Annotated in this window: 19 protein-coding genes and 3 tRNA genes; 13 read left to right on the forward strand and 9 right to left on the reverse strand. The window is 60.4% G+C overall.

Going from position 1 to position 21,597, the window contains the following annotated elements; translation table 11 throughout:
• Positions 1 to 58 precede the first annotated feature (58 nt).
• Positions 59 to 1,282 (forward strand): YbfB/YjiJ family MFS transporter, encoded by a 1,224-nt coding sequence (locus CTT34_RS06070; RefSeq protein ID WP_159341630.1) that lies wholly within the window; start codon positions 59 to 61, stop codon positions 1,280 to 1,282.
• 63 nt (positions 1,283 to 1,345) lie between these two features.
• On the forward strand, positions 1,346 to 2,809 hold the full coding sequence (locus CTT34_RS06075) for a sodium-dependent transporter (RefSeq protein ID WP_159341631.1): 1,464 nt from the start codon (positions 1,346 to 1,348) through the stop codon (positions 2,807 to 2,809).
• On the opposite strand, the gene CTT34_RS06080 is transcribed toward CTT34_RS06075, so the two are convergent.
• Both CTT34_RS06080 and CTT34_RS06085 read right to left on the reverse strand, forming a co-directional pair.
• The gene (locus tag CTT34_RS06080; RefSeq protein ID WP_159341632.1) at positions 2,732 to 4,117 is read right to left on the reverse strand and encodes a Y-family DNA polymerase; all 1,386 of its coding nucleotides are present in this window, start codon (positions 4,115 to 4,117) and stop codon (positions 2,732 to 2,734) included. The genes CTT34_RS06075 and CTT34_RS06080 overlap by 78 nt on opposite strands.
• Positions 4,114 to 4,557 carry a LexA family protein gene (locus tag CTT34_RS06085; protein ID WP_159341633.1) on the reverse strand — a complete coding sequence of 148 codons (444 nt, stop codon included), beginning with the start codon at positions 4,555 to 4,557 and terminating at the stop codon, positions 4,114 to 4,116. The genes CTT34_RS06080 and CTT34_RS06085 overlap by 4 nt, the downstream gene beginning before the upstream one ends.
• 363 nt (positions 4,558 to 4,920) lie before the next feature.
• Between CTT34_RS06085 and CTT34_RS06090 the strand changes: the two genes are divergently transcribed.
• Together CTT34_RS06090 and CTT34_RS06095 are read left to right on the forward strand one after the other, a co-directional pair.
• Positions 4,921 to 5,811 carry an alpha/beta fold hydrolase gene (locus tag CTT34_RS06090; protein ID WP_159341634.1) on the forward strand — a complete coding sequence of 297 codons (891 nt, stop codon included), beginning with the start codon at positions 4,921 to 4,923 and terminating at the stop codon, positions 5,809 to 5,811.
• A gap of 28 nt (positions 5,812 to 5,839) precedes the next feature.
• On the forward strand, positions 5,840 to 6,889 hold the full coding sequence (locus CTT34_RS06095; RefSeq protein WP_159341635.1) for a patatin-like phospholipase family protein: 1,050 nt from the start codon (positions 5,840 to 5,842) through the stop codon (positions 6,887 to 6,889).
• A 62-nt stretch (positions 6,890 to 6,951) separates the two neighbouring features.
• Here CTT34_RS06095 and CTT34_RS06100 read toward each other — a convergent pair whose 3' ends face one another.
• Positions 6,952 to 7,515 (reverse strand): Smr/MutS family protein, encoded by a 564-nt coding sequence (locus tag CTT34_RS06100; RefSeq protein WP_159341636.1) that lies wholly within the window; start codon positions 7,513 to 7,515, stop codon positions 6,952 to 6,954.
• Positions 7,516 to 7,665: 150 nt separating this feature from the next.
• On the opposite strand from CTT34_RS06100, the gene prmB reads away from it, so the two are divergent.
• The 5 genes from prmB to phaC all read left to right on the forward strand — a co-directional run bounded on the left by prmB (position 7,666) and on the right by phaC (position 12,688).
• On the forward strand, positions 7,666 to 8,625 hold the full coding sequence (gene prmB, locus CTT34_RS06105; RefSeq protein WP_159341637.1) for a 50S ribosomal protein L3 N(5)-glutamine methyltransferase: 960 nt from the start codon (positions 7,666 to 7,668) through the stop codon (positions 8,623 to 8,625).
• Between the two features lie 13 nt (positions 8,626 to 8,638).
• On the forward strand, positions 8,639 to 9,730 hold the full coding sequence (gene aroC, locus CTT34_RS06110) for a chorismate synthase (RefSeq protein WP_159341638.1): 1,092 nt from the start codon (positions 8,639 to 8,641) through the stop codon (positions 9,728 to 9,730).
• Positions 9,731 to 9,790: 60 nt separating this feature from the next.
• Entirely contained in the window at positions 9,791 to 10,162 is a 372-nt protein-coding gene (locus CTT34_RS06115; protein WP_159341639.1) for a hypothetical protein, read from the forward strand.
• 156 nt (positions 10,163 to 10,318) lie between these two features.
• A complete protein-coding gene (locus CTT34_RS06120) occupies positions 10,319 to 10,729 on the forward strand; it encodes a phasin family protein (RefSeq protein WP_159341640.1) in 411 nt (136 codons plus the stop codon).
• A gap of 105 nt (positions 10,730 to 10,834) precedes the next feature.
• Positions 10,835 to 12,688: a class I poly(R)-hydroxyalkanoic acid synthase gene (gene phaC, locus CTT34_RS06125; protein ID WP_159341641.1), complete on the forward strand. Its 1,854-nt coding sequence runs from the start codon at positions 10,835 to 10,837 to the stop codon at positions 12,686 to 12,688.
• A gap of 88 nt (positions 12,689 to 12,776) precedes the next feature.
• Here the strand turns inward: phaC and lnt are convergent, their stop codons facing one another.
• The 5 genes from lnt to miaB all read right to left on the reverse strand — a co-directional run bounded on the left by lnt (position 12,777) and on the right by miaB (position 18,274).
• On the reverse strand, positions 12,777 to 14,234 hold the full coding sequence (gene lnt / locus CTT34_RS06130; protein ID WP_159341642.1) for an apolipoprotein N-acyltransferase: 1,458 nt from the start codon (positions 14,232 to 14,234) through the stop codon (positions 12,777 to 12,779).
• A 46-nt stretch (positions 14,235 to 14,280) separates the two neighbouring features.
• Positions 14,281 to 15,165, reverse strand: a complete 885-nt coding sequence (locus CTT34_RS06135) for an HlyC/CorC family transporter (RefSeq protein WP_159341643.1) — start codon at positions 15,163 to 15,165, stop codon at positions 14,281 to 14,283.
• A 123-nt stretch (positions 15,166 to 15,288) separates the two neighbouring features.
• Complete coding sequence (gene ybeY, locus CTT34_RS06140) at positions 15,289 to 15,750, reverse strand: rRNA maturation RNase YbeY (RefSeq protein ID WP_159341644.1); 462 nt, start codon at positions 15,748 to 15,750, stop codon at positions 15,289 to 15,291.
• A complete protein-coding gene (locus CTT34_RS06145; protein WP_159341645.1) occupies positions 15,747 to 16,844 on the reverse strand; it encodes a PhoH family protein in 1,098 nt (365 codons plus the stop codon). Before CTT34_RS06145 ends, ybeY begins: the two co-directional genes overlap by 4 nt.
• An 86-nt stretch (positions 16,845 to 16,930) precedes the next feature.
• On the reverse strand, positions 16,931 to 18,274 hold the full coding sequence (gene miaB / locus CTT34_RS06150; protein ID WP_159341646.1) for a tRNA (N6-isopentenyl adenosine(37)-C2)-methylthiotransferase MiaB: 1,344 nt from the start codon (positions 18,272 to 18,274) through the stop codon (positions 16,931 to 16,933).
• A gap of 187 nt (positions 18,275 to 18,461) precedes the next feature.
• Between miaB and CTT34_RS06155 the strand changes: the two genes are divergently transcribed.
• The 4 genes from CTT34_RS06155 to CTT34_RS06170 all read left to right on the forward strand — a co-directional run bounded on the left by CTT34_RS06155 (position 18,462) and on the right by CTT34_RS06170 (position 19,332).
• Positions 18,462 to 18,537, forward strand: a tRNA-Asn gene (locus tag CTT34_RS06155).
• 88 nt (positions 18,538 to 18,625) lie between these two features.
• Positions 18,626 to 18,701, forward strand: a tRNA-Asn gene (locus CTT34_RS06160).
• 32 nt (positions 18,702 to 18,733) lie between these two features.
• Positions 18,734 to 18,809, forward strand: a tRNA-Asn gene (locus tag CTT34_RS06165).
• A gap of 160 nt (positions 18,810 to 18,969) precedes the next feature.
• Entirely contained in the window at positions 18,970 to 19,332 is a 363-nt protein-coding gene (locus CTT34_RS06170; RefSeq protein ID WP_159341647.1) for a metalloregulator ArsR/SmtB family transcription factor, read from the forward strand.
• Between the two features lie 84 nt (positions 19,333 to 19,416).
• Here CTT34_RS06170 and CTT34_RS06175 read toward each other — a convergent pair whose 3' ends face one another.
• Positions 19,417 to 21,510, reverse strand: coding sequence for a carboxy terminal-processing peptidase (locus CTT34_RS06175; RefSeq protein WP_159341648.1), 2,094 nt, complete (start codon positions 21,508 to 21,510; stop codon positions 19,417 to 19,419).
• Positions 21,511 to 21,597: the final 87 nt, after the last annotated feature.

Here is a 21,597-nt window from a genome sequence, read left to right on the forward strand (position 1 = left end):
TGGCTACCTATTTAAGCCACACTACCACAACAAAAATAGTCACGACGAGGGAGTGTCCATGCCTACTAGAAGTGTTCAGGCCCAGCGCTTTAAAGTGCTGTTGGCGGGGGTATTTAGCCAAATTTTATGTATCGGCATTGCGCGATTTGCCTATACGCCGCTACTGCCGGTGATGCAGCAGCAGAGCTGGATCAGTGATGCCGATGGCGGTTGGCTAGCAGCGTTGAATTACGCTGGCTATATGCTAGGAGCGGTGCTGGCGGCCTCTATTCGCACGATTTATTTGAAGGACACGCTGTTTCGCATTGGCTTAGTGCTGGCCGTGTTAACCACCGCCGGTATGGCGCTAACCGAGCACTTTTGGGTATGGGCGGGGCTGCGCTTTTTGGCGGGGCTTTCTAGCAGCGGCTCGATGCTGTTGGCATCAGGGCTGATTTTGCACTGGCTGATTCAGCACCATCAGCGGGGCGAGCTGGGCATCCACTTTGCAGGCGTCGGCATTGGCATTGTGGTCGCGGCCTTAGCAGTAGAGCTAATGCTGGCGCTGCCAATGAGCTGGCAAGCGCAGTGGTGGGGCTTTAGCGCGTTGGGGGCGGTGCTGCTGGTGCCTGCCTGGTGCTGGTTACCGCGTCCGGTGAAACCGGTGGTAGGCAGCGCTGCCAGTCATCAACCTGCAACGCCGCCTAGCCGCACCTTTATGCGTTTTATGCTGCCTTCCTACTTTTGTGCGGGCTATGGCTATGTGATCAGCGCAACGTTTTTGGTCGCGATTGTGGAGCGTGAACCGCTGCTGGCCGGAGCCGGAAACTGGGCCTTTGCGCTGGTGGGGCTGGCCGCAGCACCCGCCGTGATGCTGTGGGATTTAATCGCGCGGCGGATTGGTTACTTAGGCGCGCTGATTATGGCCATGATGGTGCAGGTAGTCGGCATTGTGCTGCCTGCGATCAGCCCAACGTTACCGGGCGTTTTGATTAGCGCAGTGCTCTATGGCGGCACGTTCCTGGGGTGCGTCAGTTTAGTGCTGACCATGGCGGGTAGGCTGTACCCCGCCAGCCCCGCCCGCTTGATGGGACAAATGACGTTGGCTTACGGCGCAGCGCAGATTGTGGCACCTGCGCTCACCGGCATGCTCGCGGAAGCCTCCGGCCATTACGATGTCGGCTTGTGGTTAGCGGGTGGCTTTGTGGGGTTGGGTGCCTTGCTGTTGGCGTGGCTGCGTCGCGTCGACCAAACCGCCCAGCGGCTAGATACCGAAGCCAAAGCCAGCTATGCCACGCCGTGATACGTGGGCATTCGCGGCAAAATCCACTAGGATAGGCGCTTTTTTCCGATAGGGTGGAAGGTCATGGCGTCTTCGGGACAACCTCGCATTCAGTGGCTGGGCCGCTGGGGCTTCATGCTGGCAGCCACAGGCTCAGCGGTAGGGCTCGGCAATATTTGGAAATTCCCTTACATCACCGGTGAATACGGTGGTGGGGCCTTCGTGCTGGTCTATTTGGCCTGTATCTTGGCGGTAGGTGTGCCGGTCATGATGACGGAAATTGCCTTTGGCCGCCGAGGGCGCGGTAGCCCCATCGACGCCATTCGCCGGGTGGTAAACGAGTCTGGCCGCTCGTCCGCTTGGTCGCTGCTGGGCTGGATGGCCATGCTGTGCGGCTTCATGATTTTGTCGTTCTACGTCGTGGTGGCGGGCTGGTCGTTCTCCTACTTGTGGAAAATGCTCTCCGGCGGTTTGGCAGGCACCAGCGTCGACGACATGGCGGCCGTGTTTGGGGCCAACAATGCCAACCCGCTGACGCTGGGGGGATGGAGTACGCTGGTCACGCTGCTGACTATGGTCATCGTCGGCAAAGGCGTTCAAGAGGGCATCGAAAAAAACGTCAGTTGGATGATGCCTGGCCTCGTACTCATGCTGCTGCTGTTGATCGTGTTTGGCGTGTTTTCCGGCGGGTTTGGTGACGCGGTGCGCTTCCTGTTCTCCTTCAAGGCGGGTAGCCTCTCCAGCGAAGGGATGCTGGCGGCGCTGGGTCATGCGTTCTTTACGCTCTCGCTAGCGTCGGGAGCGATCCTGACCTATGGCAGCTACCTGCCCAAAGGCACCTCCATTGGCCGCACCACGCTCAGCGTCGCCGTGGCGGATACCGTGGTAGCGCTCATGGCCGGGCTGGCGATCTTCCCGGTGATTTTTGCCAACGGCATGAACCCCGGCGAAGGCCCAGGGCTGATCTTCATGAGCTTGCCGCTGGCGTTCCAAGCAATGCCCATGGGGACGCTCTTCGGCGTGCTGTTCTTCTTGATGCTCTCCATGGCCGCGCTCACGTCGTCGATCTCCATGGTGGAAGCGACGGTCTCGTGGCTGTGCGATAACAAAGGCATGAGCCGTAAGTCGGCTGCCTGGGCCACTGGCATCGTGCTGTGGCTGATCAGCACACTGGCGATGCTGTCGTTCAACCTGGGTGCCGACTGGACGATGGCAGGCAAGAACGTCTTTGACTGGCTGGATTACCTCACCTCCCGCTGGATGATGCCGCTGGGCGGTCTGGGCATGGTGCTGTTGGCGGGCTTCGTATTGAAAAGCGAGACGTTCCGCGACGAGCTGGGGCTAGCGCCGCTGCCCTATGCGCTGTGGTTGGCCATGGTGCGCTACGTCAGCCCGCTGGGCATTCTGGTGATCTTTGTCGATGCCTTGGGCCTGTATCAGGTCTCGTTTGCCGCCCATTGGCCGGTGCTGCTAGCGCTGCTGGTACTCATTGCCGTGATCGGTGAAGCCATTAGCCCGCGTCTTCGCCAAGCGCTTTCCGCCCGCTAAGCGCTGTTTTTCTCGCCTTGCCCTGGCGTCGGCAATCGCGCCAGGGTGAGTACCTGCCTCCATTAACTCATCCCAGCACGTGGTGTAACGCCTGGAACGATGCGCGCAGCGCAGTTGCCAAGGCGCGTCGGCACCGGTCATACCAAAGCGCAGCGTGCCTTGCCCCATCTTTTGGTTGATGGCGTCGACCGTCTTCATCAGCTGCGGGTGCGCCTTGGTCGTGGGCTGCAGCAAAGAGAGCTGGTACTGCTGCGCATCCACCAAGTCCAGCAGCATGACGCCGGCTTTCATGAATGTGTAGCCGGGGCGATACATCTGATCGAGCCCTTCACGCACGGCTTCTAGAATGAGGCGGGTATCGTCAGTGGGCGCAGCGAGGGGAATCATCGCGCTGGGCGAGAGCTGCGGCTGATCTTTGCGGTGGCGGTTGGTGTTTAAAAAAAGCATCACCGCGCGGGCCAGGCTGCCTTGCTGGCGCAATTTTTCGGCACTTCGCTGGGCGTGACGGCGTAGGGCGGCGTGCAGCTCCTCTTTTACGCCGGTGGATTGGCCGAACGAGCGGGAGGTCATGATGCGCTGGCGGGGCTGCTCCACGGCGTTCATCTCTAGGCAGGGCGTACCGCGTAGCTCCAGCGCGGTGCGTGCCAGTACCACGGAAAAGCGTTTGCGCAGCTGCTTGGGGTCGCACTCGCGCAGATCCCAGGCAGTGCGAATGCCGCTGACCGCTAGCCGCTCCGCCAAGCGCCGACCGACGCCCCATACCTCGCTAACAGCGAGCTGTTTCAGCACTACCTGCGTGGTAAGGCTCTCGCCGTGAAGCAAGCACACTCCCTCGTAATGCGGCTGCTTTTTGGCCACGTGGTTGGCAAGCTTGGATAGCGTGTGTGTCGGCGCAAGGCCCACGCACACGGGCAGCCCTAAATGGCGACGAATACGGCGGCGCAGCGCTGCACCGATGGCTTGGCACTGGGCATCGTCGAAGCCATCCAGGTAAATGAACATCTCGTCGATGGAGTAGGGGGCGACCTCGGGGCAGGCATCGCGCAGCAGTTGGGCCAGCCGTGCCGACATATCGCCATACAGCTCGTAGTTGGAAGAGAGCAGATGAATCGCCCCACGGCGGCGTAGCCCCTCTAACTGGTACGCGGGCGTGCCCATGGCGATCTCCATGGCTTTCATCTCCTCCGAACGAGCAATCACACAGCCGTCGTTATTCGACATCACGCCAACCGGCTTGCCCTCTAGCGCGGGGTTGAACACCCGCTCGCAGGAGACATAGAAGTTATTGGCATCCACTAACCCGATCATGGCAAGTACTCGTGAATGACGGCGCGCACCACGCCCCATAGCTGGCAGTCAGTGCCTTCTAGCGGCAGCGGCGGATAGTGGGGGTGGGCAGAGCAGAGGTGGGGCGTGCCGCGATATAGTGCGTAGCGCTTGATCAGCACTTCCTCGTCGAACATGGCCACGAGGATATGCCCTAAGCGGGGCGTCACGCTGCGGTCGACGACCAGTAAATCGCCTTCGAAGATTCCCCAGCCCTCCATGCTGTCGCCGGTGGCGGTGAGGTAAAACGTTTGGGTGGGGTGTTTGATCAGCCGCGCATTGAGATCGAGGGTGCGCGGCTCGTAATCTTGGGCGGGGGAGGGAAAGCCGCTAATGCCGGCGCGGCCCGTTTGGGGAGGAAACGGCAGCGGCTGAGACGTTAACGGCAAGGCTGTCGCAACGGGGGCGAGTTGAGACGGCATCGTCGGTATCCTCAAGAATAAATAGTGTGTTTATATACAGTATATATAAACAGTATTTATTCACGAGGCAAAAATTGCAAGCACTGCCCTTAGCGAGCCAGCCACAGCCCCACGACCAAAGCACTGATGACTGTAATAAAGAACACAAGGTTGCGAACGCGGGTATCGCGGCGAGGTTTCATGGCAATCTCCATCAAAAAATGAACGGCGTCGTGGCCCATGGCCGCGTAAAAGCAGCACAAGCGCTGCGCCGAGCATGGTAACGTTTGAGCCACAACGTTTGCACCGCAATGTTTGCATCGTAATGTTCACATTTAGGCGCATCATCAGACGCGCCAGATTTTCGCAGTGAGACCCATTGTTATGAACGACGCTTCCCGAGTAGGCGCGGCGCCTCAGCCGCTTTCGTTGGCCGGTGGGCGGTTGGCGGCATTGAGCTGGGGGCAGTACGACGCACCCACCTGGCTGGCGCTGCATGGTTGGCTGGATAATGCCGCCAGCTTTACACGCTTGGCCCCACGCTTGGTGAGCGCGCTGGGCATTCGCATCGTGGCGATCGATTTTCGAGGCCACGGGCACTCCGCTCATGCCCCGACTGGCAGCGACTACGCGCTTTGGGACTACACCCACGATGTGCTGGATGCCATGGATGCCCTAGGCCTCGAGCAGACCACGCTGCTGGCGCACTCCATGGGCGCGGCGGTCTCTTGCTTGGTCGCGGCCGCGCTGCCGGAAAAAGTAGCGCGACTGATTTTGCTGGACGGGTTGGGCGCGCTCAATACGTCGGCAGAAGAGACGGCCAGCCAACTGCGTAAAGGCATCATCGCTCACCGGCGCTCCTCGTCTCGCACACCGCGCTACCCCGACCTGGAAAGTGCCATTGCGGCCCGGGTGGCGGGCGGCGTCACGCCGTTGGATAGCATCACCGCCACGCCGCTGGTCGAGCGTAATACTCAAGCCACGGCCGATGGCAAAGTGCAAATGCGTACCGACAGCCGCCTGCTCAAGCCCTCTCTGGTGCGCTTTACACCGCCGCAAGTGCTAGCGGTACTGAGCGAGATTCGCGCACCGGTGCTATTGATAGAAGGAGAGCAGGGCATTTTGGGCGAGCGTGCCTGGGCAGCCCAGGCGCGGCAGGCGGTGCCGCAGCTCACTCGGCACGTGCTGGCTGGCGGTCACCATTTGCATTTGGAGCCGCAGGCCGTCGAGCGCGTGGCCGAGGTGATTTGCCGGGAAGGCCACACGGCCAGTTAACGTTGGAACACAAGAACGACGTGTGCGTATGAGACACCATGCCAAAAAGGAGGGGCAGAACGTGGTTAGCCAGTTGACGGGGAGAGCGTTGGGGAGCGGTCGTAAAGTGGCCCTGGTGCTGGGGAGCGGCGGTGCAAGAGGGTACGCCCATATCGGTGTGATTGAAGCGCTGGAGGCCCGAGGCTTCGAGATCATTTCGATTGCCGGGTGCTCCATGGGTGCGCTGATCGGTGGCATTTATGCCTCGGGCAAGCTGCCGGAGTACCGCGAGTGGGTGTGCAACCTCGACTACTTGGACGTGCTCAAGCTGGTCGACGTGACCTGGAGCCCCATGGGGGCGATGCGCGCCAATAAAGTGATGAGCAAATTGGAAGAGTTGGTGGGCGACCGACTGATCGAAGATCTGCCCATCCCAGTGACCACCGTGGCGACGGACTTGGTGCGCCAACGCGAAGTCTGGTTTCAAAACGGCCCGCTGCTGCGAGCCATTCGCGCCTCGATTGCCGTGCCTGGGGTGATTACGCCGGTCCACATCGGCGAGCAGGTGCTGGTGGATGGCGGGCTGCTCAACCCGCTCCCCATGATGCCGATTCTCGCCGCCCACGAGGCGGATTTCGTGGTTGCCGTGAACGTTACCGCCCACAGCCCGCAGCCCGTAACGCTGGACGAGCTGCTGCCCCAGGAGGGGGGCGATGACGACCGCACCGCCTTGGAGCGGGACCGCGACGCCAACATAGGCGGCTGGATGGATGAAGTACGCGCCACGACCCGGCGGCTTTGGGGCGGCCTGGGCGGCGGCGGTGACGACAGCGACGACGATGAGACGGTGGATCTGCGCGGTAAGCGCGAGTGGGGCAAGCTGGATATGATTCTGGAGTCGTTCGATATCACCCAGGCGGCGCTGGCGAAGTACAAAGTGGCGGGCTACCCGCCTGACGTACTGATCGAAATTCCCAAAACGGTGTGCAGTACCTACGAGTTTCACCGCGCCAACGAGCTGATTCGGTTAGGCCGCCACCTAGCCGACGAAGCGTTGGAGCGACGCATGCCGAGCATCGCCTCGGATGCAGCTGAGTAGTCGTGACGAGGGCGTGGCGGCGAAAAAAACAGTGATTCAACGCAATGGCAGAAAAGGTATCGCTACTGGCCGCGCTTGCGCAGCAGGATATACACCGCCCCGGTGCCGCCATCGATATCGGTGGCGGAGCAGAACGCCAGCACGCCGGGCCACTCCCGTAGCCACGCGTTGGTGTGGCTTTTCAGTACCGGGAAATCAGACGTGGTGCCCCACGCCTTGCCATGCACCACCAGCACACAGCGCAGCCCCTGGGCAGCGGCATCGCGCAAAAAACTCTCCAGCTCCAGCCGCGCCTCTTCCAAAGTGTAACCGTGCAGATCCAACCCCGCCTGCCACGCCGTCTGCCCGCGCTTGAGCTGGCTGAAGGTGCGCCAGGGCAGGTCCGGCACGCTGAACTCTAAATACTCCGATGGCCGTACGGCTTCCACCCGGCCATCGGACGTGCGCCCGCTGGTTTGCAGCGTACTGCTCTCGACCGCCGCTCGGCGACGCGCTTCGCTGGCATCTGACTGGCGCTTTGGCTTGCCGGGGTCGGCTTGGTTGGTGGCAATACGGCGTACCCCTGCCGCCTGCAGCGCTTGGCGAAAGGCACTGATATCGTCATCGTTGGGCAGGTGTCGCGTCATGGTCGGCTCGAATCAACTAAGTAGTGGTGAAAAAAGGGGCGGTGGATAAAAAACGCTAAGGCGAGACAGTATAGCGAGCTTGGCGCTGCTGTGAACCGGGCGGCGTCAAAGGTACAATCCCCCAACGACCTTTTGACGCCAGGAGCCCTTGTGACCACGCATCTCACCGATGAGTCCTCCCCTTCGACGCTATCGCTGCCGGATTCGGCGCTGGTCAGCGATCTTTTTACACTGCGGGACTATTTGCGCTGGGTCTCCAGCGAGTTCTACTTGGCGGGGTTGCACTATGGGCACGGCACGCAGTCACCCTGGGACGAAGCGGTCGCCCTCTGCCTGGGCGCGCTGCATCTTCCTTGGAACGTCGACCCGGCCGTGCTGGATGCGCGGCTGCTGCCCATCGAGCGTGAGCGGATCATTCGCCTCGCCCGCGAGCGCGTTACCACGCGCCGCCCGCTGCCTTACCTGCTGGGGGAAGCCTTCTTCGCAGGCTACCCCTTCAATGTAGATGAGCGCGTGCTGATTCCCCGCTCACCGATTGCCGAGCTGATCGAAGATGGCTTTGCGGCGTGGTTCCCCGAAGAGCCGCCCGCCCGCGTGCTGGATTTGTGCACCGGCTCCGGCTGCATTGGCATTGCCACGGCGCTGGTATTGCCCACCTGCGAAGTGGCGCTGGCGGATATCAGCCAGGATGCCTTGGCCGTAGCGCGGCAGAATATTACCCGCCACGATGTCGGCGACCGTGTACGCGCCGTGGAGTCTGACGTGTTCGACAGCCTGGAAGGCCAGCGCTTCGACCTGATCGTCTCCAATCCGCCCTATGTCGATGAACGCGACCTGGCCACCATGCCCGCCGAGTTCCGCCACGAGCCGTCGTTGGCGCTGGGCGCGGGCAGCGACGGCCTGGATATCGTGCGGCGTATTCTGCGCGAGGCCCGGTCACACCTAACGGAAGAGGGGTGGCTGATCGTCGAAGTCGGCAACTCTGACCGCCATGTGGAGGCCGCCTTCCCCGAGGTGCCCTTTATCTGGCTTGAATTCGAGCGTGGCGGCCAGGGCGTGTTTGCCCTGAGCGCCGCTGAACTCGACGCCCATGCGGCGTCTTTTGCGTGAGGAATTAACGCCCATGTCTGGCAATACGTTTGGCAAACTGTTTACCGTCACCACCTTTGGCGAAAGCCACGGCCCCGCGTTAGGGGCCATTGTCGATGGCTGCCCTCCGGGCATTGCGATTAGCGAAGAGGATCTGCAGGGCGATCTGGATCGCCGCCGCCCCGGCAGCTCGCGCCACACCACCCAGCGCAAAGAGCCGGATCAGGTGCGTATTCTGTCCGGCGTGTTCGAAGGCAAGACCACCGGCACCTCGATTGGCCTGCTAATCGAAAACACCGACCAGCGCTCCAAAGATTACTCCAAGATCAAAGACCAGTTCCGCCCCGCCCACGCGGACTACACCTACCATCACAAGTATGGTCACCGGGACTACCGGGGTGGCGGCCGCTCCAGTGCCCGTGAGACCGCCATGCGCGTGGCGGCGGGTGCCATTGCCAAAAAGGTGCTGGCGGCACAGGGCATTCAAATTCGCGGTTACATGAGCCAGCTCGGCCCGATCAAGATCGACTTCAAAACCTGGGAAGCCGTCGATCAGAACGCCTTCTTCTGCCCCGACCCCGATAAAGTCGCCGAGCTAGAAAGCTACATGGACCAGCTGCGCCGGGACCAAGACTCCGTGGGCGCGGAAATTACCGTGATTGCCGATGGCGTGCCCGTAGGCCTGGGCGAGCCGGTCTTCGACCGTCTGGATGCTGACCTAGCGCACGGTTTGATGAGTATCAATGCGGTAAAAGGGATCGAGATTGGCGCGGGCTTCGGCTGCATTGCCCAGCGCGGCAGCGAACACCGCGATGAGATGACGCCGGATGGCTTTCTTTCCAACCATGCGGGCGGCGTACTGGGCGGTATCTCCAGCGGCCAGCCCATCGTCGCACGCCTAGCGCTGAAGCCGACCTCCAGCATTACCACGCCAGGGCGTTCCATCGATGTGCACGGCGAGCCGGTCGAGGTGATCACCAAAGGGCGTCACGACCCCTGTGTGGGCATTCGGGCAACGCCGATTGCCGAGGCTATGATGGCGATTACGCTGCTCGACCACTGGCTGCGCCACCGGGGCCAAAACGCTGCTGTCAGCGTTGATACACCGCGTTTAGGCCAGCAATAACGCCAAGGTACGCTGAGTGGTTCGCTGCTACACTCAAAGAAGACGGTTAAGGAGTGCCCTATGAAAATTAACGTTGAGTTTGACCTGACGCCGGATGAATTTCGGCAGTCGCTGGGGCTGCCCGATGTGGAAGCGTTCCAGCAGAGCCTGCTGGACAACATCCAACGGCAGATGGAATCAGGGGTAGAAGGTTACGACCCCATGAGCTTGATGCGTCCTTTCCTGCAGCAACCCATGATGCAGCAAGGACTTTCACAGGGGCTTGCTAACTTTGGCACCTATCAGCAGATGATGCTGGATATGCTGCGTCAGGCCGGTAGTGCCCATAGTGGCGGTGCCAGCCAAGCAGATAGCGAACCCTCGTCGGCGGCCAGTGAGAAGACCACCAAGGCGAAAGCCACGGCGTCGTCGCGCTCTCGAGCCAAAGGGTAGGCGAGTCAGGCGCTATCAAAAGGGGCCCTGCAGTGGGAGTTAGTGGCATGTTGCAAAGCAGCATGCCACGTATTACTCTTTTTGCGGTGCAACAATTTGCGATGTGATGAGCCACTCCAGGCTCATGCCAAGGAACGAGAGACAGGAGCAACCACAATGCAAGATAAAATGATGGACGCCTTTAACGCCCAAACCCGCCAAATGTTCGAGCCGATGCGTAAGATGAACTCGCTAATGCTCAACAACATGGAAAAAATGACCCAATACCAGCTGGAAGCGATGAAACGCTACAGCCAAATGGGCACCGAGCGCATCCGCAGCGCCACAGAGATCAGCGACGCCGAAAGCCTGCGCGATTTTGGTACCAAACAAGCGGAAATGATGAACGAGCTTTCCCAGCAAATGCAGGAGGACGCGCGGGTGATGAGCGAAATGAGCCTGCAGTTCAAATCCGAAATGGAAAAGCTGTTTAGCGAAGCCGGACAAAAAATGAGCGAACAAGCCAGCGCGGCCGCCAAAGGCGAGCAGCCTGCCAAGGCGTCCAGTCAGTCGTCTCGCAAGAGCTAATCGTTGAAAGAGTCGTGCGGCGCCCATAAGGCGCCGCCTTCTTTTGTCGTGTTCTTTAGTGCGTTGCCAGGGCGGACGCCGCCCAGCAGGTGAGGGGGAAGTGGTATGCAGTCAGGGTGGAAAATGCCGTCTCAACACTATTCGCAAGAAGAGATGGAGGCATGGAAAGAGCAGCTCGACGACATTGGTGAGCAGTACAAAGCGCTCTTGGGAGACTTGCTGACGCGCATGGCGCCCAGCGAAGCCGCCGACTCCGTCTACAGCGATATGCGCGAGAGCTTCGAAGCCGCCGCCCGTTCGCTGATGAGCAACCCGAATCTGCTGTGGCAGACCCAGTCGCGGCTGCTGCAAGACCAGTGGCTGCTATGGCAGCAGGGCGTGCGCGCCATGGCCGGTGAACAGGTGGCTCCGCTGGTGACGCCGCCCAAACATGACCGCCGCTTCAAGGACGACGCCTGGACCACCGACCCCTACTACATGGCGATCATGCAGCAATACCTGCTGTTTTCGCAGATGGTCGACGAGCTGATTAACGACCTCGACGGGTTAGACCCCGTACATAAGCGCAACCTGACGTTCTATGCCCGGCAGTTGGTGAATGCGATGTCACCCACCAACTTCGTCTCCACCAACCCGGAAGTGATGCGCCGCACCCTGGAAACCAAAGGCCAGAATCTCGTCGATGGCCTGACCCGGCTGCGGGAAGACCTCGCCAACTCGGCAGAGGGCATCAACGTGCGCATGACCGATCGCAGCGCCTTTGGCGTGGGCGAGAATATCGCGGTAACGCCTGGCGCCGTGGTGTATGAAAACGAGCTGATTCAGCTCATTCAGTACACGCCGACCACCGAAAAAACGTTCAAAACGCCGCTGTTGATCGTGCCGCCCTGGATCAACAAGTACTACATCCTCGATCTGCGGGAAGATAACTCGCTGGTGAAGTGGATGGTCGATCAAGGTCACACGGTCTTTCTGATCTCCTGGCGTAACCCAGGTCCCGAGCAGCGCGACATTACCTGGGCCGACTATATGCAGATGGGCCCGATCAGTGCCATGGAGGCCATCGAGCATGCCTGTGGTGAGAAGTCGGTCAACCTGCTGAGCTACTGCGTGGGCGGCACGCTGACGGCCTCTACCGTGGCCTACCTCACCAGCACCCGCCGTGGCCGCAAGGTGAAGTCGGTCACGTACATGGCCACGCTGCAGGATTTCCGCGATCCGGGCGATATCGGCGTGTTCCTGAACGAGCGCGTGGTGCAGGGTATCGAACAAACCATGCAGATGAAGGGCTATCTGGATGGCCGCTCCATGGCCTATACCTTCAACCTGCTGCGGGAAAACGACCTGTTCTGGTCGTTTTATATCAATAACTACTTGAAGGGCGAGATTCCGGCGGCCTTCGATCTGCTCTACTGGAACACCGACGGCACCAACCTAACGGCCGGTACCCATGCGTGGTACCTGCGCCATATGTACCTTGAAAACCGCTTGGTACAGCCCGGTGGCATTGAGCTGGATGGGGTTAAAATCGACCTGCGTAAAGTCTCAGCCCCCAGTTACTTTGTCTCCACTAAAGAAGACCACATCGCCAAATGGAACAGCACGTATTACGGTGCACTGCTGCCCAAAGGCCCGACGACCTTCGTGCTGGGCGGTTCTGGACACATTGCCGGTATCGTGAACCCGCCCCATAAGAACAAGTATGGCTACTGGACCAACGACACGCTGCCCGACAGTCACGACGCCTGGCAGGAAGGCGCGACCTTCCACGAAGGCTCCTGGTGGCCCCACTGGCAAGCGTGGGTGACGGAGAACGGCTATGCGGATGCCGACCCGAAAAAGATGGTGCCCGCCCGCCAGCCGGGGGAGGGGGAGTTAAAAGTGATCGAACCCGCACCGGGCCGCTACGTGCGCATGACCATTCCGGAAGTGTTAGGAGAAATCCCCAGCAGTACTTAGCCGGCGCGTTTTAACGAAGCCGCCTAACACGAAGCCCCCGGCCACGAACGTGGCTGGGGGCTTTTTTATGGCCGCTGGGCTATGGGCATTAGCGCCGACGCACGAACCCCGGCAGCAGCAGTAACCCCGCCAGCAACCAAACGGGCAGGCTGCCCAGTCGGGTGAACGGCGTGAGCCCCTCCATGGCGTAAAACTCGCCGGTGAGGTAGGTGGTCTCGAACTGCGGCGCGCGGTCCACCACGTTGCCACGCGGGTCGATGATCGCGGTAATACCGTTGCTGGTGGCACGTACCACGTAGCGGCCGTTCTCCAAGGCGCGCAGGCGCGCCATTTGCAGGTGCTGGTGCGGGCCAATGGAGGCCCCGAACCACGTATCGTTTGAAACGGTCACGATCACGCCGCTGTCTGCCGCCCGTTGGGCGACCAGCTCAGGGTAGATGATCTCGTAGCAAATGGCGTTACCGATAGCGACACCGGCCGCTTGCATGGGCGTTTGATCCGCAGCGCCCTTGGTAAAGCTGGACATGGGCAAGTCGAAGAAGTTGATTGCGCCGCGCAGCAGGCTCTCCAGCGGCAGGTACTCACCAAACGGCACCAAGTGCTCTTTTTGGTAGCTGCCTTCCACGTTGCCAACGCCAATCACGCTGTTGAAGTAGCGGTCGTCCTCATCCAACTGCACGATGCCCGTCAGCAGTGCGGTGTCGACGGGCAGGTTGGCCTGCACTCGTTCCAGCACGGGCCGCGCCTGGCTATCGATCATGGGCAGCGCGGTTTCCGGCCACAAGATCAGATCTGCCTCGTCTGCGACGCCGCGAGTCAACTCGCTGTAGGTATTGGCGGCGGTGCGCTGGCCTTCGGGGGTCCACTTGAGCAGCTGCGGCAAATTCCCCTGCAGCAGCGCCACGCGAGTCGGTTCGCTGACCGGTGTCGTCCACTGGTGGGGTAGCGCAAGCGGGGCTAGCCAAATGGCCGCCAGCGGAAGCGCGGCCCACCACTGGCGGCGCAGCACTTCCACCCCCAGCGTGCCGGTAAGCACCACCAGCAGCGAGAGTAAGTACACGCCCCCAACGGGTGCCCAGCTAGCCAGCGGGGAGTCCACGTAGCTAGAGCCCACCAGCAGCCAGGGGAAGCCGGTAAACAAGTAAGTGCGCAGCACTTCGCCCAGCATCCACGCGCCTGCGAAAGTGAGCAGCGCCCAGCGGGGGCCGATAAAGCGCCGGTAGAGCCAGAACGTGCCCGCGAAGAACAGCGCCAGTACGCCCACAAACAGCGCGGTTAAAAAGACCGCGAGCGGCACACCGGTATAGCCGTAGTCGTGAATCGAGACGTAAACCCAGGAGGTGCCGCTGGCAAACAGCGCCACGCCATACAGCCAGCCTTTTAGCGCTGCTTGGCGCGGGGTAAGCGTGTGTAGGCCCACGTACAACAGACCCATGGCCACCGGGCCTAGCCACCAGAGTTCGAAAGGGGAAGCAGTCAGCGTGGTGAAGCCGCCCGCCACCAGGGCGGCGAGCAGCTGTAGCGTCAACGTGGGTGTAAACCCCATGGCGATATCCTATCTAGGGTGGTAGAGGCAGTGGGAGAACGACCGCCTAGTCGTCCTGTGGTTCGTCGTCAGCGGCGTTGCTGTCGCGGTAGGCTTCGAGCAGGCGAATGCGGCGGTTATCGGCGTTCAGAATGACGAACCGCCAGCCGCCCAGCGTCGTGTGTTCGCCGCGACCGGGTAGGTGACCAAACTGCTGCATCACCAGCCCGCCCACCGTATCGAATTCGTCATCGGAGAATTCGGTGCCGAAGCGTTCGTTGAAGTCTTCGATGGGCGTGAGGGCGCGAATGGCGAAGTGGCCGTTCTCCAGCGTGCGGATGTCGTCCTCTTCATCGGTGTCGTGCTCGTCTTCGATATCCCCGACGATCTGCTCGAGAATATCTTCGATGGTGATGATACCCGCCGTGCCGCCGTACTCGTCCACCACGATCGCCATGTGGTTATGGGTTTCGCGGAACTCTTTGAGCAGGGTATTGAGGCGCTTGGATTCGGGAATGAACATCGCCGGACGCAGCACGTCTTCCAGTTTGAACGCGTCGCGGCTCTCTTGCGATTGCGACAGCAGCGGCAGCAGGTCTTTGACCAGCAGAATGCCTTTTACGTCGTCCAGGTTCTCGCCCACCACCGGGTAGCGGGAGTGGCCGGTCTCTTGGATCAACGGCAGGTAGTCGTCCCGCGTTTGGTCGAGGGTAATGGCCGACACCTGAGAGCGTGGGATCAAGATTTCACGCACCTGCTGATCGCTGATATCGAGCGCCCCCTCAATAATCATGATGGCGTCTTGATCCAGCTTCAGTTTCCCTGCGGTGTGGCGTAAAAACGTCATCAGCTCATCCCGCGAGCTGGGTTCGTCGTTGTCTCCGGAAAGGGCGCCAAAGAGTTTCTCGAGCCATGATTTTTGATTGGGGTTGCTCGATCGGTCTTCGCTCATTGCGTCAAATCTCTCAGTTACGAAAAAAGGTGTTACCAGGATGATCGTACGTACACGCCATCGTTTTATCACTGAGTGGCCGTTGACACCACTCTAAACGTTCGCTTGATTTAGGGGGTCGGCTTAAGCGTGATAAGGATCAGGAATATCGAGAGTCGCCAACAGCTCGCGCTCTAGCTGCTCCATCTCCTCGGCTTCCTGGTCGTCGATATGATCGTAGCCCATTAAGTGCAGCGTGCCGTGTACGACCATATGCGCATAGTGGTGGGCCAGCGGCTTCTGCTGTTCGTCGGCTTCGCGGGCGACCACGGCGTGGCAAATGATCAGATCGCCCAGCAGCGGCAGGGTGATGCCGGGTGGATTCTCGAAAGGAAACGAGAGCACGTTGGTGGGCTTGTCTTTACCGCGATAGTCGCGATTCAGCGCCTGGCTCTCCTCTTCGTCCACGAAACGGATGGTCAGCTCTTGGCGTTCGTCATCCGGATGGCGAGAAAAGACACAGCTCACCCAATGGGTGAGCTGTTCGAGCGACGGCAGCCGCGGTTCGTCGATGGCCGCCTGCCGGTCGATCACGATATCGCTCATCGGTCGTTCTCTCCCGAGCGGTCGCTATAGCTGTTGCGTTCCATGGCCTGCATACGCGCTTCGCGCTCCTGCTGGCGAGCTTCACGCCGGGCGCGCTCGGCCACTTCCTGCTGAGACTCGAACTCGTCGTAGGCTTCGATGATGCGCTGCACCAGCGGGTGACGCACCACGTCCTTCGCGGCAAAGTGGGTCACGCCGATGCCGGGGGTGTCTTTGAGGACGTCCAGCACCTGCGACAGCCCTGAGCGCTGCCCGCGGGGCAGGTCGACCTGGGTAATATCGCCGGTGATCACGGCGGTGGAACCAAAGCCGATCCGTGTCAGGAACATTTTCATCTGCTCCGGCGTGGTGTTCTGGCTCTCATCCAGGATGATGTACGAGTTGTTCAGCGTACGGCCACGCATGTAGGCCAGCGGGGCAATCTCGATCACCTGACGCTCGATCAGTTTCGCCACCTGCTCGAAGCCGATCATTTCGTACAGCGCGTCATACAGCGGGCGCAGGTACGGGTCGATTTTTTGCGCCAAGTCGCCCGGCAGGAAGCCCAGTTTCTCACCGGCTTCCACCGCTGGGCGTACCAGCAGAATGCGGCGCACCTCTTGCTGGTTGAGCGCTTCCACGGCAGCCGCCACGGCAAGGTACGTTTTACCGGTGCCCGCTGGCCCGATGCCGAAGTTGATGTCGTGTTCGCGGATGCTCTGCACGTAGCGCTGCTGGTTCAGGCCGCGCGGTTTGATCATGGTGCGCGGTGTGCGCATGATCACTTCATCGCTACCGCCTTCGCCATCCTCTTCCTCCTCCAGCGCTTCCAGGCCGGATTCTTGCAGGAACAGGTGCACGGTATCCGCCGAGAGTTCATCGGCGGCGGTTTCACGGTAGAGGTGTTCCAGCACGTTGGCGGCCGCTTTGATACGGTTCGCGGCACCGGCCAGCTGAAAAACGTTGCCACGGTTGCGCAACGTCACGTCCAGGCGGCTCTCAATCAGCTTTAGATGCTCGTCCTGTTGGCCGCAGAGACTTGCGAGACGCTGCGGGTCATTGGGTTCAAGGCTTAGGGTGATAATGCGATTGGCCTGAGGTGATGGCTGGCTCAAGAGTAAGAAACCCGTTAGTTGATGTGTGTGAGTCTCAGCTTACTGCCCCGGCGGGGCCGGGGCAATTACCTAGGATACGCGAGCGATCAATAACGCTCGCCAGAGGCAAGCTCGCCACGCAGCGAGTTGGGTAGCGCTTCGGTGATCTCGACATCGACGAAATAGCCGATCAGCTCGGTCGGGTTGGCCGCGCGGAAGTTCACTACGCGGTTGTTTTCGGTGCGCCCAGAGAGCTGACCGGGGTCTTTCGGTGAAAACCCGGTCACTAGAATGCGCTGCGTGGTACCCACCATACGGCGACTGATTTGCGCCGCCTGCTGCAGAATGCGCTCCTGCAGGATGGCGAGGCGCTGCTTCTTCACGCTTTCCGGCGTGTCGTCGGCCAAGCCAGACGCCGGGGTGCCGGGGCGCGCCGAGTAAACGAAGCTGAACGAGTGGTCGAAGCCGATGCGATGGATCAGATCCATCGTCGCTTCGAAATCTTCTTCCGTTTCACCGGGGAAGCCGATGATGAAGTCGGAGGAGAAGCTGATATCCGGACGGTTCGCGCGGATACGCTCCATCTTCTCGATGTACTCTTCTGCCGTGTGCCCGCGCTTCATGGCGCTAAGGATGCGATCAGAGCCTGATTGCACCGGCAGGTGCAGGTGGCTGACCAGCTCCGGTATCTCGGCAAAGGCGTCCACGAGGCTGTCGGTGAACTCCACCGGATGCGAGGTGGTGAAGCGAATACGGTCAATGCCATCGACGGCGGCTACGCAGGCAATCAGCTCGGCCAGGTCGATCTCGTCGCCGTCGTCGTTCTCGCCACGGTAGGCGTTCACGTTCTGGCCCAGCAGGTTGATCTCTCGCACGCCCTGGTCGGCCAGGTGGATGACTTCATCCATCACCGCCTCGAAGGGGCGCGAGACCTCTTCGCCACGGGTGTAGGGCACCACGCAGAACGTACAATACTTAGAGCAGCCTTCCATGACCGAGACGAAGGCCGTCGCGCCATCGGACTTGGGCTGGGGCAAGTGGTCAAACTTCTCGATTTCCGGAAAGGTGACGTCCACCGCCGCAATTTGGTTGTTGTTGCGTGCGTCGAGCATTTTCGGCACGCGGTGCAGCGTTTGCGGGCCAAAAATCATGTCCACGTAAGGGGCGCGTTTGCGCAGCGCCTCACCCTCTTGGCTGGCCACGCAGCCACCCACACCAATTACCAGATCGGGATTGGCGTCTTTCAGCTTTTTCCAGCGGCCTAGCTGGTGGTACACCTTATCCTGCGCCTTTTCACGAATGGAGCAGGTGTTGAGAAGGATGACATCCGCCTCCTTCTCGTTATCGGTGAGCTCCAGCTGGTGAGATTCGCCGAGTAGGTCCGCCATACGCGAGGAGTCGTACTCGTTCATTTGGCAGCCGTGCGTTTTGATGAAGAGCTTCTTCGCCATCGGTACCTGTCATCTATGGGTCGTCAAAGTGGACGAGGGATGAATGAAATAACGGTGAGACAGCGGCAGCGCTGCCGTCGAATGGCTGCATTATACGGACACAGCAAACCAGGGGCTAGCATTCCCCCATAATCGATACTTGACCCGCGCGATTCAATCAGTATACTACGCACCGTGTTTAAGCAGTTCCTCGATAGCTCAGTTGGTAGAGCAAATGACTGTTAATCATTGGGTCGCAGGTTCGAGTCCTGCTCGAGGAGCCAAAACACTTGTCAGCACAATTGCTTAGAACATTTTAAGTGAATACTGATAAGTGATAGGCTCTGCTTCAAACGCAACAGCAAAAGATGTTCCTCGATAGCTCAGTTGGTAGAGCAAATGACTGTTAATCATTGGGTCGCAGGTTCGAGTCCTGCTCGAGGAGCCAAGCTGCTGTTCTGCTAAAGATCTTTCTGTTGTTCCCCGATAGCTCAGTTGGTAGAGCAAATGACTGTTAATCATTGGGTCGCAGGTTCGAGTCCTGCTCGGGGAGCCATCTAGCTTACCATCTTTCCTATCTAAATGAGTGCCCGCCCGCTGCCAACTGGCATTTTGGGTTTTTTTTTGTGCGTGGCTGTTTGTGGCGAGTCATTTCTTAACGCTTTTCCACGCTTCGCGTAAACTAGTTGCTTCAATTTATAGCGTGGGAAGGTGTCGTGGGGAAAGCGGCTAGCCTGCAGGCGCTGCAGGTCTTTAAGTGTTTGAGCGATGAAACGCGGCTGATGCTGGTGCTGTTGATTGCCCAGGAGCAGTCGCTGTGCGTGTGTGAGATGACCTACGCGCTGGAGGAGTCCCAGCCCAAAGTGTCGCGCCATTTGGCGCAGCTGCGCCAGTGCGGCCTGCTGATGGATCAGCGGGAAGGGCAGTGGGTTTACTACCGTTTAGCGCCGCAGCTGCCTGCCTGGGCGCAGTCGATTATTGATTCAGGTGCGCAGGGGAGTGCAGTGCAGCTTGAGGCGCTGACGCAGCGTTTGGCGCGTATGGGGGATCGTCCGGCGCGGCGTGCTGCCCTCTGCTAGTAGCGTTTCGGTACCAGCAAGCGTCCACAAAAAACGCCAGCCCTCGGGCTGGCGTTGTTGTTGCTAGCGCAGAGTAAGCGTGGGTTAACGCTTGGCCATGCGCTGGCTCTCTTGCAGGTGAACGTAGTCGAGCAGCACTTCAGCGGCTTCGAGCACGTGGGCGCGGTCCACGGGCATCTCTTCGTCGTCGCTGTCGTTCTCAGCTTCGGCATCTTCCGTGGCGGCGGTGCCGTCGCTACGCGCGTCCATCCACTCTTCCAGTTCAGGCAGCCCCAGGGCGCGGCGGCGCTGGTTTTCCAGTGAGAGCTGTTCGGCTTCTTGGGCTTCTAGCTCGCGTTGGCGCTGTTCCCGGTTCAGGCTGACGCTGGTGTGCTGTTCACGCAGCTGGCGAGCCAGCGTGGACTGACGCTCCAGGTAGCGGAAGTTGGGGTTCTCTTTGGCGCGCTCTTCATGGCGAGCAATCAGCGCGGGCAACACGCGTTCCGGCTCGCCGTAACGGCGGTACTGCACGTTTTGCACGTTGTCCCACGCCAGGGCGTTATCCAGGCTGCTTTCGCCAATGCGCTCGGGGTCGATCAGGCTGGGGAAGGTGATGTCCGGTTCGACACCGCGATTTTGGGTGCTGTCACCTGAAATGCGGTAGAACTTGGCGCGGGTCAATTTGATCTCGCCGTGGCTCAGCTCGTTCAGGGTTTGAACGGTACCCTTACCAAAGGTCGAGGCGCCCACCACGATTCCGCGGCCATAGTCTTGAATGGCACCGGCGAAGATTTCCGAGGCAGAGGCCGAGAGGCGGTTTACCAGCACGGTAAGTGGGCCGTCGTACACGGTGCCTGCTTCGGTGTCGCCGTAGAGCTGAATGCGGCCCTGGGCGTCGCGTACCTGCACGGTGGGGCCACGATCGATGAACAGGCCGATCAGCGAGTTGGCCTCTTGCAGTGCGCCGCCGCCGTTATTGCGCAGATCGAGCACGATACCTTCCACACCCGCTTGTTTGAGGTTCTCGATTTCGCGGGCCACGTCGCGGGTGGTGCTGCGATACTCTTCTTCACCGGCTTGCCAGGCGTCGAAATCGACGTAGAAGGTGGGCACGTTGATGACGCCGATGCGATGTGGCTCGCCGTCGCGCATCACTTCGATCACTTCGCTGTCAGCCGCCTGATCTTCCAAGCTGACCGTGTCGCGGGTGATCTCGACGATTTGCGAGCGGGTCATGTCCACGGCTTGGGCAGGCACTACGTCCAGGCGCACCACGGAGCCTTTGGGGCCGCGAATCAGGTCGACGACGTTATCCAAGCGCATGCCGACGACGTTGACCATCTCGCCCTCTTCCTGGCCGACGGCGATGATGCGGTCGGCCGGTTCCAGCACGCCTGCGCGCTCAGCGGGGCCGCCGGGCACGAGGCTGGAGACTTTGACGTATTCACCGTCCGCTTGCAGCAGCGCGCCAATGCCTTCCAGCGAGAGGCTCATCTGAATATCGAAGGATTCGCCTTGACGAGGGGAGAGGTAGCCGGTGTGTGGGTCGATGGTGCCGGAGATAGCGGCCATCAGCAGGCCAAACACATCTTCCGATTCCGCTTGGCGTAATCGCGAGAGCTGACCTTCGTAGCGCTGGCGCAGGTTGTCTTCGATCTGCTCCGCGTCCTGGTCGGTAAGAGCGAGGGTCAGGGCGTCGTTTTTCAACCGTTTGCGCCATAGCTCGTCCAGCTCGCTGTCGCGGGTGGCCCAGGGAGCGTCTTCACGATCCACTTCCAGGCGCTCGTCGCTGTTGAACTCCAGCGATAATCCTTCGTCCAATTCGGCGAGCAGCCACTCCAAGCGGGCGGTGTGACGCTCGCTCAGGCGGTTGTAGAGGGCGAAAGCGTCGTCCAGGTCGCCATCGAACAGCACGTCGGCCATGTCGTTCTCAAGGTGGCGATAGGGTTCGATGTCTCGGTTCAGTAGGTAGGCGCGCTGACCATCCAGAATATCCAGATAGCGTTGGAAAGCTTCCTGCGACCACTGCTCGTTGAAAGTAATATCAGCATAGTGGCCGTAGCGGAGTGAATCCGCAATTTCCACTGCCGCTTGGCGTTGTTCGTCGGTCGGCGCGAGTTGCGCCAGCGCTGCCGGGCTGGTGATCACCAGCATCACGGCAAGGGCGACCGAGCGCGAAAGCGTTGCAAACAAGCTCATCAGTCAAGCTCTCCCGGATTTGTGTACACTCATTCTTCCCTAGACCCGCAGTTAGCCTATGAGTTGCGTAGGCCGAGGGAGCATTGT

The organism is Halomonas meridiana (genome assembly GCF_009846525.1).
In the GTDB taxonomy this organism is placed as follows: domain Bacteria; phylum Pseudomonadota; class Gammaproteobacteria; order Pseudomonadales; family Halomonadaceae; genus Vreelandella.

Bases quoted from the DNA above. Each gene is read 5' to 3' on its own strand.
- CTT34_RS06070 (WP_159341630.1), top strand. From the start codon at position 59: ATGCCTACTAGAAGTGTTCAGGCCCAGCGCTTTAAAGTGCTGTTGGCG.
- CTT34_RS06075 (WP_159341631.1), top strand. From the start codon at position 1,346: ATGGCGTCTTCGGGACAACCTCGCATTCAGTGGCTGGGCCGCTGGGGC.
- CTT34_RS06080 (WP_159341632.1), bottom strand. From the start codon at position 4,117: ATGATCGGGTTAGTGGATGCCAATAACTTCTATGTCTCCTGCGAGCGG.
- CTT34_RS06085 (WP_159341633.1), bottom strand. From the start codon at position 4,557: ATGCCGTCTCAACTCGCCCCCGTTGCGACAGCCTTGCCGTTAACGTCT.
- CTT34_RS06090 (WP_159341634.1), top strand. From the start codon at position 4,921: ATGAACGACGCTTCCCGAGTAGGCGCGGCGCCTCAGCCGCTTTCGTTG.
- CTT34_RS06095 (WP_159341635.1), top strand. From the start codon at position 5,840: ATGAGACACCATGCCAAAAAGGAGGGGCAGAACGTGGTTAGCCAGTTG.
- CTT34_RS06100 (WP_159341636.1), bottom strand. From the start codon at position 7,515: ATGACGCGACACCTGCCCAACGATGACGATATCAGTGCCTTTCGCCAA.
- aroC (WP_159341638.1), top strand. From the start codon at position 8,639: ATGTCTGGCAATACGTTTGGCAAACTGTTTACCGTCACCACCTTTGGC.
- CTT34_RS06115 (WP_159341639.1), top strand. From the start codon at position 9,791: ATGAAAATTAACGTTGAGTTTGACCTGACGCCGGATGAATTTCGGCAG.
- CTT34_RS06120 (WP_159341640.1), top strand. From the start codon at position 10,319: ATGCAAGATAAAATGATGGACGCCTTTAACGCCCAAACCCGCCAAATG.
- phaC (WP_159341641.1), top strand. From the start codon at position 10,835: ATGCAGTCAGGGTGGAAAATGCCGTCTCAACACTATTCGCAAGAAGAG.
- lnt (WP_159341642.1), bottom strand. From the start codon at position 14,234: ATGGGGTTTACACCCACGTTGACGCTACAGCTGCTCGCCGCCCTGGTG.
- CTT34_RS06135 (WP_159341643.1), bottom strand. From the start codon at position 15,165: ATGAGCGAAGACCGATCGAGCAACCCCAATCAAAAATCATGGCTCGAG.
- ybeY (WP_159341644.1), bottom strand. From the start codon at position 15,750: ATGAGCGATATCGTGATCGACCGGCAGGCGGCCATCGACGAACCGCGG.
- miaB (WP_159341646.1), bottom strand. From the start codon at position 18,274: ATGGCGAAGAAGCTCTTCATCAAAACGCACGGCTGCCAAATGAACGAG.
- CTT34_RS06175 (WP_159341648.1), bottom strand. From the start codon at position 21,510: ATGAGCTTGTTTGCAACGCTTTCGCGCTCGGTCGCCCTTGCCGTGATG.